21 protein-coding genes are annotated in these 13,497 nt (G+C 42.0%); 10 read left to right on the top strand and 11 right to left on the bottom strand.

Annotated elements, in window-relative coordinates; all coding sequences use genetic code 11:
- Positions 1-86: 86 nt before the first annotated feature.
- Together HYN43_RS14210 and HYN43_RS14200 are read left to right on the top strand one after the other, a co-directional pair.
- On the top strand, positions 87-908 hold the full coding sequence (locus HYN43_RS14210) for an alpha/beta fold hydrolase (RefSeq protein WP_119409975.1): 822 nt from the start codon (positions 87-89) through the stop codon (positions 906-908).
- 549 nt (positions 909-1,457) lie between these two features.
- Complete coding sequence (locus HYN43_RS14200) at positions 1,458-2,033, top strand: YceI family protein (protein ID WP_119409973.1); 576 nt, start codon at positions 1,458-1,460, stop codon at positions 2,031-2,033.
- Between the two features lie 87 nt (positions 2,034-2,120).
- On the opposite strand, the gene HYN43_RS14195 is transcribed toward HYN43_RS14200, so the two are convergent.
- Together HYN43_RS14195 and HYN43_RS14190 are read right to left on the bottom strand one after the other, a co-directional pair.
- The gene (locus tag HYN43_RS14195; protein ID WP_162996475.1) at positions 2,121-2,342 is read right to left on the bottom strand and encodes a hypothetical protein; all 222 of its coding nucleotides are present in this window, start codon (positions 2,340-2,342) and stop codon (positions 2,121-2,123) included.
- Positions 2,343-2,492: 150 nt separating this feature from the next.
- Positions 2,493-2,933, bottom strand: a complete 441-nt coding sequence (locus HYN43_RS14190; protein WP_119409971.1) for a hypothetical protein — start codon at positions 2,931-2,933, stop codon at positions 2,493-2,495.
- Between the two features lie 106 nt (positions 2,934-3,039).
- Here HYN43_RS14190 and HYN43_RS14185 point away from each other — a divergent pair, with 106 nt between their 5' ends.
- Both HYN43_RS14185 and HYN43_RS14180 read left to right on the top strand, forming a co-directional pair.
- Positions 3,040-4,290 (top strand): DUF2130 domain-containing protein, encoded by a 1,251-nt coding sequence (locus tag HYN43_RS14185; RefSeq protein WP_162996474.1) that lies wholly within the window; start codon positions 3,040-3,042, stop codon positions 4,288-4,290.
- A gap of 62 nt (positions 4,291-4,352) precedes the next feature.
- Positions 4,353-5,270 carry a ChbG/HpnK family deacetylase gene (locus HYN43_RS14180; RefSeq protein WP_119409969.1) on the top strand — a complete coding sequence of 306 codons (918 nt, stop codon included), beginning with the start codon at positions 4,353-4,355 and terminating at the stop codon, positions 5,268-5,270.
- A gap of 5 nt (positions 5,271-5,275) precedes the next feature.
- Here the strand turns inward: HYN43_RS14180 and HYN43_RS14175 are convergent, their stop codons facing one another.
- Positions 5,276-5,485: a hypothetical protein gene (locus tag HYN43_RS14175; protein ID WP_119409968.1), complete on the bottom strand. Its 210-nt coding sequence runs from the start codon at positions 5,483-5,485 to the stop codon at positions 5,276-5,278.
- Positions 5,486-5,659: 174 nt separating this feature from the next.
- Between HYN43_RS14175 and HYN43_RS14170 the strand changes: the two genes are divergently transcribed.
- Positions 5,660-6,667 (top strand): ABC transporter ATP-binding protein, encoded by a 1,008-nt coding sequence (locus HYN43_RS14170; protein WP_119409967.1) that lies wholly within the window; start codon positions 5,660-5,662, stop codon positions 6,665-6,667.
- A 10-nt stretch (positions 6,668-6,677) separates the two neighbouring features.
- Here the strand turns inward: HYN43_RS14170 and HYN43_RS30975 are convergent, their stop codons facing one another.
- The 4 genes from HYN43_RS30975 to HYN43_RS14155 are packed head-to-tail and all read right to left on the bottom strand — an operon-like array spanning position 6,678 to position 8,810.
- On the bottom strand, positions 6,678-7,160 hold the full coding sequence (locus HYN43_RS30975) for a DUF6169 family protein (RefSeq protein ID WP_119409966.1): 483 nt from the start codon (positions 7,158-7,160) through the stop codon (positions 6,678-6,680).
- Positions 7,144-7,317, bottom strand: a complete 174-nt coding sequence (locus HYN43_RS30365; protein WP_162996473.1) for a hypothetical protein — start codon at positions 7,315-7,317, stop codon at positions 7,144-7,146. The genes HYN43_RS30975 and HYN43_RS30365 overlap by 17 nt, the downstream gene beginning before the upstream one ends.
- 41 nt (positions 7,318-7,358) lie before the next feature.
- Positions 7,359-8,321, bottom strand: a complete 963-nt coding sequence (locus HYN43_RS14160) for an EamA family transporter (RefSeq protein WP_119409965.1) — start codon at positions 8,319-8,321, stop codon at positions 7,359-7,361.
- A 9-nt stretch (positions 8,322-8,330) separates the two neighbouring features.
- On the bottom strand, positions 8,331-8,810 hold the full coding sequence (locus tag HYN43_RS14155; protein WP_119409964.1) for an Lrp/AsnC family transcriptional regulator: 480 nt from the start codon (positions 8,808-8,810) through the stop codon (positions 8,331-8,333).
- Positions 8,811-9,061: 251 nt separating this feature from the next.
- Between HYN43_RS14155 and HYN43_RS14145 the strand changes: the two genes are divergently transcribed.
- From HYN43_RS14145 to HYN43_RS14135, 3 genes are read left to right on the top strand one after another with little or no spacing between them, the layout of a single operon-like run.
- Positions 9,062-9,622: an RNA polymerase sigma factor gene (locus tag HYN43_RS14145; RefSeq protein ID WP_119409962.1), complete on the top strand. Its 561-nt coding sequence runs from the start codon at positions 9,062-9,064 to the stop codon at positions 9,620-9,622.
- Positions 9,623-9,642: 20 nt separating this feature from the next.
- The gene (locus HYN43_RS14140) at positions 9,643-10,044 is read left to right on the top strand and encodes a hypothetical protein (protein ID WP_205589931.1); all 402 of its coding nucleotides are present in this window, start codon (positions 9,643-9,645) and stop codon (positions 10,042-10,044) included.
- Positions 10,045-10,102: 58 nt separating this feature from the next.
- On the top strand, positions 10,103-10,318 hold the full coding sequence (locus tag HYN43_RS14135; RefSeq protein WP_119409961.1) for a hypothetical protein: 216 nt from the start codon (positions 10,103-10,105) through the stop codon (positions 10,316-10,318).
- Between the two features lie 63 nt (positions 10,319-10,381).
- Here the strand turns inward: HYN43_RS14135 and HYN43_RS14130 are convergent, their stop codons facing one another.
- Together HYN43_RS14130 and HYN43_RS14125 are read right to left on the bottom strand one after the other, a co-directional pair.
- Positions 10,382-10,840, bottom strand: a complete 459-nt coding sequence (locus HYN43_RS14130; RefSeq protein WP_162996472.1) for a VOC family protein — start codon at positions 10,838-10,840, stop codon at positions 10,382-10,384.
- 89 nt (positions 10,841-10,929) lie between these two features.
- Positions 10,930-11,160: a hypothetical protein gene (locus HYN43_RS14125; protein ID WP_119409959.1), complete on the bottom strand. Its 231-nt coding sequence runs from the start codon at positions 11,158-11,160 to the stop codon at positions 10,930-10,932.
- 124 nt (positions 11,161-11,284) lie between these two features.
- On the opposite strand from HYN43_RS14125, the gene HYN43_RS14120 reads away from it, so the two are divergent.
- Together HYN43_RS14120 and HYN43_RS30360 are read left to right on the top strand one after the other, a co-directional pair.
- Positions 11,285-11,944: a Pr6Pr family membrane protein gene (locus HYN43_RS14120; protein ID WP_119409958.1), complete on the top strand. Its 660-nt coding sequence runs from the start codon at positions 11,285-11,287 to the stop codon at positions 11,942-11,944.
- A gap of 138 nt (positions 11,945-12,082) precedes the next feature.
- Positions 12,083-12,229, top strand: a complete 147-nt coding sequence (locus HYN43_RS30360) for a hypothetical protein (RefSeq protein WP_162996471.1) — start codon at positions 12,083-12,085, stop codon at positions 12,227-12,229.
- 88 nt (positions 12,230-12,317) lie between these two features.
- Here HYN43_RS30360 and HYN43_RS14115 read toward each other — a convergent pair whose 3' ends face one another.
- Together HYN43_RS14115 and HYN43_RS14110 are read right to left on the bottom strand one after the other, a co-directional pair.
- The gene (locus HYN43_RS14115) at positions 12,318-12,515 is read right to left on the bottom strand and encodes a hypothetical protein (RefSeq protein WP_119409957.1); all 198 of its coding nucleotides are present in this window, start codon (positions 12,513-12,515) and stop codon (positions 12,318-12,320) included.
- A gap of 111 nt (positions 12,516-12,626) precedes the next feature.
- Positions 12,627-13,481, bottom strand: coding sequence for a glycoside hydrolase family 16 protein (locus HYN43_RS14110; protein WP_119409956.1), 855 nt, complete (start codon positions 13,479-13,481; stop codon positions 12,627-12,629).
- Positions 13,482-13,497: the final 16 nt, after the last annotated feature.

Here is a 13,497-nt window from a genome sequence, read left to right as displayed (position 1 = left end):
TCAAAAAAATAAATACGTAGCCTGCAACCGGTTTACAGGCAACGCATTATCTGTGTATATTTAAACAACTAAAAATTAAACCGGTCATGATGTTAAAACAACTTTTTTTATTGATGCTCACATGCCTTGCATTAACAGCCTGCAGCCAGCAAAAGGGAATTATTTATGGCGATAATGCCGTAGCCGGCAAATACTATGATGTACGCGGAATAAAGCTTTACACCGAAGTGTACGGCACGGGCAAACCATTGTTAATGATACATGGTAACGGCGGAAGCATAGGAGTCTTTGAAAAAAACATCCCTTACTTTGCAAAAAAGTATAAAGTAATAGCGGTAGACAGTCGGGCGCACGGTAAATCAAAAGATACCCGCGATTCGCTAACATTTGAGATGATGGCCGACGATTTTGCGGCGCTGCTTGATGTGATGCATATCGATTCGGCCTATGTACTGGGCTGGAGCGATGGCGGGATCAATGCACTGGTTTTGGCTATGCGCCATCCCCAAAAAGTGATCAGCCTGGCATCAACCGGGGCAAACCTCTGGCCCGATTCAACTGCTCTCGTGCCATCAGTATGGCGCGATATGGTGAAAGAATATAATGATAAAAAAGACCACAAATTTATAACTGATAAGGAAAGGAACGACCGTAAGGTGTTTTTGCTTGATTATAGGGAACCTAATATTAAGCTATCGGCCTTAAAAGCCATCAAATGCCCCTCGCTTATCATTGCCGGCGATCATGATGTGATTGTTACCACGCACACCGTTCAGATTGCCGAAAATATCAAAAATGCTTACCTCTGGATTTTACCAAATTCTGGCCACGCAACGCTTGTTGAACATGCCGACGAGTTTAATGAAAAGGTGGATGATTTTTTTTCGGGGAGATTTCACAAAAAATAGAGGAGGAGTTAAATACCTAACAACATAAAAAAGCCGGGTTTAGGCCCGGCTATTCACATAATTACTTTAGTTTTTGAAAAATCTCAATTATGAGGTAATAACAGGTATCAGGGATTTAAGTTTTAAAAAAGGATTTTTTTTCAATCCTTATTATTGGCGGAACAATAAGCTTTGCTTCAATCCGTTTTCAATACATACCAATTTAAAAGCTTACCTGCAGCTTTACTGTTTAAACAATAGTAATATCATGAAACCCGAAAATCAAAAGTTGCTGGTAGATATCCTGTTAACCGTTTCCTTTGTTTTAATAATTGCGCTTGCTATCATTATGGTGTATCAGCCCGACATTTCCATAAACTGAGATACAGAGCATTATTTTATCCCCAAAGTGATACCGATATTTTTAATTTTGTTTTGATACCCCACTAAATTAGTAGTATATTGTCATCCGATTTTAATAAATTAAGTGTTTGAACATTTAATTTTTGAAGTCACAATCATTTCTCTACTTTTGAGCCATAAATCAAAAACAAAAAAAAATTTAAAACAATGAAAAAGATTCTTATCCTGTTAGCAGCAGCATTTACTTACACGGCAGCATCAGCACAAACTACCTGGACTGTAGACAAAGCACACTCGAACGTTAAATTTACAGTAACCCACTTATTGGTATCTGACGTTGACGGTACTTTCAAAAACTACGATGCTACCATCACTGCTACAAAACCTGATTTCAGCGACGCTAAATTCCAGATCAGCATTCAAACTGCGTCTGTATCAACTGATAATGATAACCGCGATAAACACATTTCGAGCCCGGATTTTTTTGATGTAGCTGCTTACCCAACTATTACTTTTACCAGCACTGCTATCACCAAAACATCTGATAAACACTACAAACTTACCGGTAACTTAACTTTACACGGTGTTACCAAACCGGCTTCGTTTGATTTATGGTACCGCGGTACTATCCAAAACCCTATGAGCAAAGCTGATGATGCCGGTTTCCAGTTAACCGGTACTATCAAACGTTCAGACTATAACTTCGGTGCTAAATTCGGTAACGCCATCGTAAGCGACGAAGTAACCATCAAAGCTAACGGCGAATTTGGTAAAGCTAAATAAGCAGGAGAAAACAAATATTAACAGAAAACGGCGCGGATATTCCGCGCCGTTTTTTTATAGTGATGGGGTTTTAGGGAGGTATCGAAATCAGACTTGCTGGTACTGCATTTTTACCTGTTGTTGCTTTTTCAGGTAACGGATAACCAGCGTACATATCACAATGGTAACTATAAGCATGGCACCACTTATGATATGGAAAAAAGGTAACTTAAACTGGTTGTTGATAATTAACTCGGTAACATCGGGTATGATGATGGCTATCAACGGCAGGCAGGAAAACAACCTCAAAAGGCTTAATTTTTTCATCATAACGGCAACAGGTTTAAGTAACAATTTGTTACATTCAAATATGCAACCTGTTTAATGATTGTGAAATACCTACTACATGGTATTTTTCATTGCAGTTTTACCAAAAAAATAATAAACGATATAGCTTTTTGTAAAAAGAGAAGCGCGCTTTTACCTGGCAAGCAATTGCTTAAGCACATTAAACCACAGCTGGTTTTTGGCCCCGAAAAAGCCATGATCAATAATAAGGTAAATGGTTTTTACCTCGTCTTTATATTTATAGCGTAACCTTAAAGGCTGCCAAAACATACCGGCATTACGCACCATACTGCGCGTATAAAATTCATCAAAGCCTAAATACAGTTGTTCAAGGCTATCAAGCGGGATATGCTCATAGCTGTCACCATCAAGTACAATGCTTTTAGGGGTCAAGATAATTTCGCCATTGTAGTGGTGTGGCGGAGGGGTAAAGGCAAATAATGCACCGGCCTCGTTGGCCAATCCAAGTGTTGCCAGATCGTAATCATGGCTCCACATTGCTTTACCTATCCTCAATATCTGCATGTTATAAAACTCGTATTTAAAACGGCATTTGCAATAAATTGTTATCATTATAGTTTCATTTTGTTACAATAATGTTAACGCTATCTGGAGTAAGTCCCCTCTTGCTAAAATTCCTATCTTTGATAAACCGGGATATTTCCGGTTATTAAATAATATGGCTACAGAAGTTAAGTGCCCAAGTTGTGGTTTTGGTTTTCCGATAGAGGAGGTGATGGCCGAGGAGTATAAAAAGCAGCTCCGGCTTAAAATGATGGATTACACCCGTCAAAAAGAAGAGGAATACCGGAAAAAGGATGAAGATTTTGCGGCGAAGGAACGCCAGCAACAGGCTGCTTTTGAGCAAAGGCTTAGTAACGAAAAGAAGCAACTGCAGCAAACACTTGAGGATAACCTGCGCAAAACCATAAGCCAGGATTTTGAAAATCAGCTTGTATTGTTAAAAAGTTCGGCTGCGGAAACCGAGGAGAAACTAAAGCAGTCGCGCCAAAAAGAACTGGAGTTTTTGCAGCGTGAAAAGCAATTGCAGCAAAAAGAAGAAGAGATGGAACTTGCCATGCAGCGTAAGTTGCAGGAGCAGCGTAATGAACTGAGCGAGCAGATTCGTAAGCAGGAAGCCGAGCGGCATAATATAAAAGATACCGAGCATCAGCTGAAAGTAAAGGAACTTGAAAAGCAGCTTGACGATCAGAAAAAGCTGGTTGATGAGATGAAGCGCAAAGCCGAGCAGGGCTCCATGCAGCTACAGGGCGAAGCCCAGGAGTTGATATTGGAAGAACTGCTGCGTAATTATTTCCCTTTTGATTTGATTAGCGAAGTAGGTAAAGGCGTACGCGGAGCCGATTGCGTGCAAACCGTACGCAACCAGTTTGGCCAGGAATGCGGCCGTATTATTTACGAAAGCAAGCGTACCAATGCTTTTTCGATGGATTGGATTGAAAAGCTGAAAAAAGATATGCGCAGTATGGGCGTTGATGTGGCCGTGATAGTTACCCAATGTTATCCCAAGGGTATGGACTGTTTTGGCGAACGCGATGGTGTATGGATCTGTAGTTTTGATGAGGTGAAAGCGGTATCCTATATTTTGCGCGATGGCGTAATGAAGCTATCAAACCTGGCCAAATCGCAGGATAACAAGGGCGATAAAATGCACTTGTTGTATGATTACCTTACCAGCAGCGAGTTTTCTGAGCAATGGAAAGCCATCCGCGAGGGTTACATGAGCATGCGCCAATCCATCCAGCGCGAGCGCGATGCCATGGAAAAACTTTGGAAAGCCCGCGAAAAGCAACTGGATAAAGTATTGTTAAGCGCGGCCCACATCAGGGGTAGTATTGAGGGCATAGCTGGTAGCGACACTATCCAGCTTAACCTTACCGATGACGAAGATGCCTTGTTGCTTGAGTAACAAAATTAGTGCATCTTTAAGGATAGCTATGATTTGTATTATTTGCTGTGTACCTTGATGCTATGAAAAGGATTATACTTTGCTTCAGTATACTGGTGCTATTAGTCTGCGAAGGCAAACTATCGGCACAACAAAATAATAAACTACCGCAATTGCTGATCAGGCTTGATGATATCGGCATGAATCACTCGGTTAATATGGCCATGTTAAAAGCGGCGCAAACAGGTATGCCGCTTTCAGCATCGATGCAATTTGCCTGCCCCTGGTACCAGGAAGCGGTAGAAATATTGAAGCAGTATCCCAACGTAACGGTGGGTGTGCATTTAACGCTTACATCCGAGTGGAAAAATTATCGCTGGGGACCGGTTACCGGCCGTACTGCTGTACCCAGTCTGGTTGATTCGAATGGCTATTTCCCGCAATCAACCAGGGCATTCAATAAAAACCATTATAAGGTAGATGAAATTGAAACCGAACTATCGGCACAAATCGAAAGGGCAATAAACTCGGGCTTAAAAATCACCTACATCGATCCGCACATGGGCATTATGCTTTCAACGCCCGAACTACGCGCCCTTACCGAAAAACTGGCCCATAAATATCACCTCGCCATATCAACATTAAGCAGCGTAACCTATTTTGGCGAAACCTATAAGGAAATGTGGGGCGAGCCCATCGCAACAAAAAAGGAAGCCTTTTTAACCTATATAAGTAAACTGAATCCGGATAAACCTAACCTGATGGTGTTGCATACCGCTACCCCAAGCCCTGAAATGGATGTGCTTGTGGATATGAACAGCAACATGATGAACTCGAAAGATGGAAAACCGCTTACCAGCGTGCACAGGCAAACAGAACTTAACGCGCTTTTATCGCCCGAATTTGCGGCTATGATAAACAAAAAGTTTAAGCTGATTAATTACAGCCAGTTATTAGCCGGGAAAGATCTCAGCATATTAAAGGCTGCAGATAATGAATAGTAATCCTATTTTTTTGACGTAACTACTATTACTATGCCGCCTATAACCAATATCCCGCCAAGGTACGGCGGCCAGTTAACAGATTTTTCTTTGTCGGCCGATACCTGGATTGGGCCGGCATCTATAATCTTTTCTTTCTTGGTGTAGGTGAAGCCTGTCCAGATTAACATGGCTACACCTGCTATTATTAATATTACTCCGATAAGTTTATTCATGGCAGGTTTGTAATTTGTACCTATATCAATAAAAGTTTTGGGCTATTTGTTTTTTAACGGGTGATAATTAGTTTGTTGGCGATATAAAGTTTTTTTGCTTTTAACTTTTTTATAGATTAGAAGTCCCAAAACAAAAAATTACAACAAGGTTTAGCCTTTAAATTTACATCCCGCATGACAGACGACCTGATACTGGAAACCATATCCATCACCAAAAACTTTTTTGGTGATAAATCTTCGGGCGTTAACAACATTACCATTTTTGTTCCCAAGGGCAAAATAACAGCCATTGTAGGCGAAAGCGGGAGCGGCAAAACCACCTTGCTTAACCTGCTTTACGGCACCCTGGAGCCCGACCATGGCGATGTTTTTTTTAAGGAAGAGCGTGTTTTGAGCCGTGAAAAAGGCATTCAGCACGCGCACAAAGCTATGCGCATGGTAGCTCAGCACAACACCGGGCTCGATCCGCGTACTTCAGTATGGGACACCATAAACGAAGGCTTGCCCGACGAAGATCAGAGCCAGTCTATCCAGCGTGTTACCGAGGCTTTGCATCTGCTTAATATTTACGACCTGAGGGAAATGCCTTTCGGCAAATTAAGTGGCGGCGAAAAGCAACGGGTAACCATTGCCAAGGCGCTGATAAGTCGGCCCGAAGTTTTACTGCTTGATGAGCCTTTTAACCAGGTTGACGCTACTTACCGCGAAGGGCTGCAGCACGATATTCGCTACATTGTAAAAGCCTGGGGTGTAACGGTTGTGTTGGTATCGCACGATCCGGCCGAGATCCTCTCTATGGCCGATGAACTGATTGTATTGAAAGAGGGCGAAATTGTAGAGAATGGCAGTCCCGAAGAGTTATATCTCTCGCCTAAATTGTTATACACGGCACAAATACTGGCCAGCTGCACTAAATTAACATCCACCGAGGCAAAAATATGCGGCATAAAAAGTAAGCGCGGTGTGGTAGTGGTATATGCCGAGCATATAAAAATCAGCAGCTTGGGCAGCAAGTGGCTGGTGAAAATGGTACTGTTTAAAGGTTTTTTTGAGGAGCTGATAGTTGAGAGAGACGGCATTACGCTACGGGTGCTGAATCACGACAGGAAGAAGTATCCGGTGGGAAGTAAGATCAGCATCAGCATCAGTAAATATTTTGAGTTTGGGAAATGGGAGAATTAGGGGTTAATAATTAATAATCATTTAATCCCCAATAATCTATTGTAAAATAGAACGAGGATATTAATCTTTTCTTTTGTGGGTTATTCGTTTTAAATAAGATAGACGCATAAAACCCTTTTTTCCCGAGTTCGGATGATGAACTGTGTTTTTCCAGATTATTATTTAACTCGTGATACCAATTATTGAAAGTCACATGCCTGTTTCTTGCTTTTCCGTCATTAGTCATAAACATATAAAGTACCGCATCGTCGGGCTGTGTTTCAAAGAAATGATTAATGATATAAACGATGGTATGTTTAACTTTGCTGTCGTAATACCTTTTAGTACTAATAGTTTCTTTACAGGTGAAACCAAAAGAAACAACTTTGATTTCGTTCTCGTCGGGATCAATTAAGGTAAATTCGGTAAAATAAGCGTTGTAAAGGATTCCGGAAGATGTTGTAAATCTGTATTCCTTATCTTCCGTTATTTCAACATTATAATGGGTGTACAAACCTGATGTCTTTTAATGTTGAAAGCGGCTGCCCTTTATTTACGGCATCAGCAATACGATCTTTATCCTCCATTAATTTCTTAAAGGGGTTAACCTTTTTTGTTTCAGCAGATTTACTGGTTGAAGGCTTATCGATATTTTCTTTTTCAGTTTTCACTTATACAAATTTCGTAAAAAAATATCAAAAACAAAGCCATCTCATTCAGCCACTGCTACTTTCTCCTCAATCACCTTCGCCTTCCTATACTTCGAAAGATTAATCAGCAACACACTTCCCAATATCACCACCAAACCAATCACCTGCAAAAAGCTCACATGCTCGCCTGCAAAAATTACCCCAAGCAACACAGCTATCACCGGGTTAACATAGGCATAGGTGCCAACCTGCGTTGCCGACCTAACCTGTAAAAGCCACACATAAGCTGTAAACGCAGCTATCGAACCAAATACTACCAGGTAGGCCAGAGCCCACCAGCTTTGGGTTGGTATGCTTTGCCAGCTAACAGTTTGCACCTCGCCGGTTAAAAAGCTTGCCGGAATAAAGAAAGCGCTTGCTGCAAGCATTTGCCAGGCCGCATTTACCGTACCCGAGCCTTTGTTGTTGTAATGCTTTGAATATAACGAGCCCGATGCCCAGCCCAACGTTCCGAATACCAATAACAGCATGCCGGGTAATTTTGATGCTCCGGTTGATGTGCCGAGCATGCTTTCAATTTGATCACTGAAAAGTAGTATTACGCCAACAAAGCCTATCAGCAAACCGGCAATTGTGCTTTTGCTTTTAAAGTTTGTTGCCCAGTTTGGTTTATCCAGCAATACAAACCAAATTGGCGGCGACGTTACCATGATAGCCACCACGGCGCTTGGCAATGTCTGTTCTACCCAAATTACCACACCGTTGCCTATCACCAGCAATAAGAAACCACTCACAGCCGCATGCAGCACATTTTGTTTTATAAAAATCTTTTCGCCTTTAATAGCGCACCAGATCATTAATAACAACCCGGCGGTAAAAAAACGCAATGCCCCCAACAGCAAAGGAGGGAAACCGGCTACGGCAATCTTTATAAAAAAGTAAGTTGAGCCCCACACAATGTAAACGGTGGCAAAGGCTAAAACAACTAATAGGGGCGAGGCAGATTTTTTGGCGGCAGGTGTCATGATGTAAAATTATTTTTCGGGTATAACCAATTGTTGTTGTTCTTTCACGGTTTCGAGCACTATGGTGGTGCGGGTGCTCAAAATATTCGGAATTTTACTGAAATAGGTACGGATGAGGCTCATGAGCGATGCCGAATCATAAGTGCGTACCTTAACCAGGTAGCAATCATCGCCGGCAATACAATGCACTTCCTGTACCTCCGGTATTTTGGCCAGCTCGCGCGATGTTGCTTCGCTTCCGGGGCCATCGGCCGCTTTCATAAAAATAAAGGCTACCATTTTTTGCTGTAACGCAACGGGGTTAATGCGGGTGGTGTATTGCTGGATCACGTTTTTCTGTTCCAGCTTTTTCACACGCTCCAGTATCCCCGATGGCGCCATGCCCAGCTCGCGGGCCAGATCGGCGTTGGAGATGCGGGCATTATCCTGCATCAGTCTGAGGATTTGCAGATCGGTTTTGTCTAAGAAAATTTCTTGCTCGTTGATCATACAGTAATATTCGATATAAAATGAATTAAATTCAAATATTTTTATTTAAAATGAATTTAATTCGACAAAAGTATATTTATGGTGTTTAAACATCGTTTTTGTGATCCTGGATTTTATTGCATGAAATGCTGTTTTTACCCTTTAAAGTGCAGTTTGGGAGCAGGAATGATTTTTTTTGAAAAAAATTAAAATGTTTTAAAACGATAATCGTCTTTATCTTTAAAAGGATAAAGAAATTGACAACAGCGATAATGCCCCAGGACAAAAACAGCCACATCATACAAACAATTGCTGCGTATGGTAAAAACCTGTTGGGATTTATTCGCCGCAGGGTAAAAAGCGATGCCGACGCCGAAGATATACTACAGGACGTTTGGTACCAGTTTAGCGCAGTTATCAACTCTGAACCGATTGAACAAACCAGCGCCTGGCTATACCGGGTGGCCCGGAATAAAATAACTGATAAGCATAAAAAAAAGAAGGAAACCCTAATTGATGATATGCTGGCCGATGATGAAGATTATGACGATGAAGCCCCGGACTTTAAAGCCATACTCCTCACCGAAGCTACCACTCCCGAAACCGAGTATTTGCGCAACCTTTTTTGGGAGCAGTTATTTTTTGCGCTGGATGAACTACCCGAAGAACAAAAGCAGGTATTTATATGGCACGAACTGGAAGATATTCCTTTTGAGGAAATTGCCAAACGTACCGGTGTTAATACCAACACCCTGGTATCGCGTAAGCGCTATGCGGTATTGCATTTGCGCAAACGCCTTGCCCAGCTTTACACCGAAATTTCTGAATATTAAAAATTAAGATATTAAATAACATGAAACCATTTTTTTATAAAAGGCGATTCATTTTTATCCCGCTTGGCATAATTACCTGCCTTGCTGTGATCAGCTTTGCCGTAATGCAGCTTTGGAATGCCTTGTTGCCCGATATACTTCACGTAACCACCATTACCTATTGGCAGGCCCTTGGCATATTTATTTTATGCAAAATACTGTTTGGCTTTGGCAAAGGCGGCCCCAAAGGCGGAGGCGCACCCTGGATGCGCGGACGCATGGCCGAGCGTTTTAAAAACATGAGCCCTGAAGACAGGGAGAAATTCCGTGCACAATGGGAAGACCGTATGTGCGGCTGGAAAGACCGCGGCAGCCGCTTTAACCGCCATTGGGACGATTTTAAAAATGCGCCCGTAAATGATGAAAAAAAAGCAGAAGAATAGCTTTTTGCTTTCGGCCTTAAGCTTTCGGCTATTTTAATTACCCCCAAATATAAATAATATGGATGTGCTGGTATTTGCAACAAGCGTAACCCAAAAACGGCAGCTAAGCCGGGTACAAAATTTATTAACCAAAGAACCCGACATTACACAATGGAACTTTGATCTGGACGATTGCGACAATATTTTACGCATCGAAGCCAACGATGTTTCCCCCCGTTATATTGAAACTTTGCTGCAAAAGGCAGGCATCCATTGCCAGGAGCTTGAGTACTAAGCATCCGGGCAATGTTTTAAAGCCAATATATTTTTTTAGTTTTTGATTGTTTAGCGGCCCGGCTTATTTTTTAGCCGGGCTGTTTATTTCTATCCAATACCCATCCGGATCCTGAAAGTAAAGTTGCAGTACGCCATCGGCCCTGAAAGTGGGTTCTTTGCTGTCGCCTTTCCAGTTGCCGTAAGGGATGTTCATAGCATCAAGTGTTTTGGCAAACTCTTTTACCGATGATACCGTAAAGCACAGGTGCACACCTTTTACCTGTTTCTCGTTACGCTCGGCCTGTATTACGTGTAGTTTTACGTTATTACCAAGGCTGTACCATTGGTGCACAGTATCGGCAAAGGGATTATCAACTTTTTTAAGGTGCAGCACTTTGGTGTAAAACTCGGTGCTTTTTTTAAGGTTGCTGGTGGTTATGGCGATATGATCAACCACGGGGACCAAATCGGTACCGGTTTGCGCGCGGGTTACCACGGGCATTATTGCGCATGCCATCAGCATTAATAAAAAGGTTTTCATTTGCATGTAATTGGTTGTTTAAAGCCTAAAGATATGTGTTTATCCCGGCCGGCAAACCAACCAACAAACAAATAAATTACAAAATACCTTTAGTGGAAGGCCAGTGCAGCTTTGCCATTCATATTACAATCGTAAACGCTGTTATGGGCGTTCCAGTCGTTTATGTCAATAGCGCCCGGCTTTGTTTGGTAATGGTTATCATTGTTAGGGCATTTAATTACATAGCCCACGTCGCCGGCCAAAGCAATTACAGGGCGGGCGCCGCATATCCTGCAGCTTCGGCAGTAAATAGATCCCGGTATGTTTACGTATCCCCTCATACTCAATTTACGTTAGGTTTATAAATTCAGTTTCCTCATCTTCAGTTGTTTATTTTCGTTGTGTACTGTCCATGCTTTTTTGAAAATTATTTTATGGTAATTTTAAATTTAGCCCGGTATTAACATGAGTAAACAAGAACTAAACAATATTACATTCAGATTGAAGCCTTTGTTACTCAGCTCAACTGTTATTGTTATATGGTTCGCTTTAATATTACAAATTGCTATCTCTGTTCCCGCTTATCTGGCCCGGGGGCGGAGCCTTAGCGGTATCCTTGTTCAATTATTCAGCTACTTTACCATCCTGAGTAATCTGCTTGCTGCCATAAGCCTCAGTACCTTAGTATTGATGCCCCGAAGCAAATGGGCAGGGTATTTTTCACGAAGCCATGTTTTTAGCGGGGTACTGTTGTACATGATTATCGTAGGGGTAACCTATAATCTTGTCCTTCGCGGGTTGTGGCATCCGCAAGGTTGGTTTAGGCTGGCCGACGAATTATTGCATTCTGTAAATCCGCTGCTCATTATAATCTGCTGGCTATTGTATGCTCCTAAAACACTGTTAAAGTACACCCAGGCCCTTAACTGGCTGTGGTTCCCTTTTTTGTACTCGGTTTATATTTTTGTTAGGGGAGCTTTATGCCATTTATATCCGTACCCTTTTTTGGATATAGATAAACTGGGCGCTTACCAGGTGTTTATTAATGCTGTTTTCATGCTGGTTGCCTTTTTGGTTATAGGTTTAATACTGGTATGGCTAAACCGGCTGCTACTTAGGTCTTAGGCTTACCTGCAGGATGTTACGCTGCCTGATAATTGGTTGTATCTATGTAACAACAGTATTACGGCCTTGTTTGTGGCAATGTTTCGGCACGATAAATGATTTATGGAGACATATTTATTAAAACATAAATCATCTGCTATGAAAACCACCGTTTCACGCTCAATTGCTTTGCTAATATTAGCGGCTATGGGCTTTACAAGCTGTTCTGTCGAGTACCGCGAACGTCGCAGGCACCGTCACGAAGAAAGAGTTAGGGTACACGAACGTGTAATTATCCAAAATTAAAAAAGAGATATAAAACAAAGCAGGCCGCGCTTCATCAGCACGGCCTGTTTTGTTTATGGCGATTAAAACCGGATTGTTCGATTAATTTTCAATCATTCCACAGGTGACGGTGAAATTTACCCTCCAGTTTGTTTTTAATATAAATATCGTCTTTGTGCACAATGCAATCACTTGTATGAATTTCGTCTTCAGAAGTAACTTTTATAATACTGCCCGAAATTTGCTCCACTATACTTGATAGCGTGAGGATTTCGGTATCGGGGATTTGAACGGTTAATATGGCCATGGGTAGATGTTGGTTTTTTTGATAATTCAAAAATATGGCAATAAAATTTGGCTTATGTTTTATGAAAGTAAAATTTAAATAACCTTTATTTTACAAATCTCATCAATAATATTAATTCGCGTTTTTAGTTATCAATACCCAGTCTACAAATACTTTGGCCTGCCCGGCTTTAATTTTATCCACGGTGGTTTGTGATAAGCCATGGTAAGGCTTGGTAACCTTATTAACCCCGCCGGGGTAGCCGCCGCCGATGGCGAAATTGAGGATCACAAACTTTTTATTATCAAAAGCCCAGCGGCCATATTTTTCAACCATGGTTTTGGTTACGGTATAGGTAACCTTGCCATCTACCTTAAAAATGAGGCTCTCGGGCGACCAATCTACCGTGTACACATGCCACTGCGTAACATCGATACCGGCCGGGAAGGACACCCTTTTTACTATCGGCGTATCGCCAAAATAGCCCGGGCCATGCAGTGCGTGGCTTACCCAACTCGAGTCGCCTACAGTTTCCATAATATCTATTTCGCCGCAGTCGGGCCATTTACCGTTGCCAAGTGCCCAGAAGGCAGGCCACAAACCTGCACCGGCAGCCATTTTCATCCTGGCCGAAGCCGTACCGTAAGTAAACTCCATTTTAGCGCGGGCGTTGATCCTGCCCGAAATAAAATCATATTTACGCTGTTCCTTACTGGTAAAGCCTGGCTGATAAAGTGCCTTTAACACCAATGCACCATTTACAGCACCCTCAGCTTTTCCATCAACAAGGTACAATGTAGCCGCCGAATCAACATAAGCTTGTTGTTCATCATTAACGGTGTGCCCGGTTATTTCAACGTTCCATTTGCTGCGGTCGATGGCAGGTTTATTAAAATCTTCAAAGAAAACGGTATCGGTTTTAGTTTGTGCGATGGCTTGTGATGCCACCAAAAGGCTTGCTGATAACAGCAGGTATTTCAAATTCATTTTTGGGAGGTGTGAG

The organism is Mucilaginibacter celer, assembly GCF_003576455.2.
Taxonomy (GTDB): Bacteria; Bacteroidota; Bacteroidia; order Sphingobacteriales; family Sphingobacteriaceae; genus Mucilaginibacter; species Mucilaginibacter celer.
Note: the sequence above shows the minus strand (reverse complement) of the source record. Positions and strands in the feature narration are given on the sequence as shown.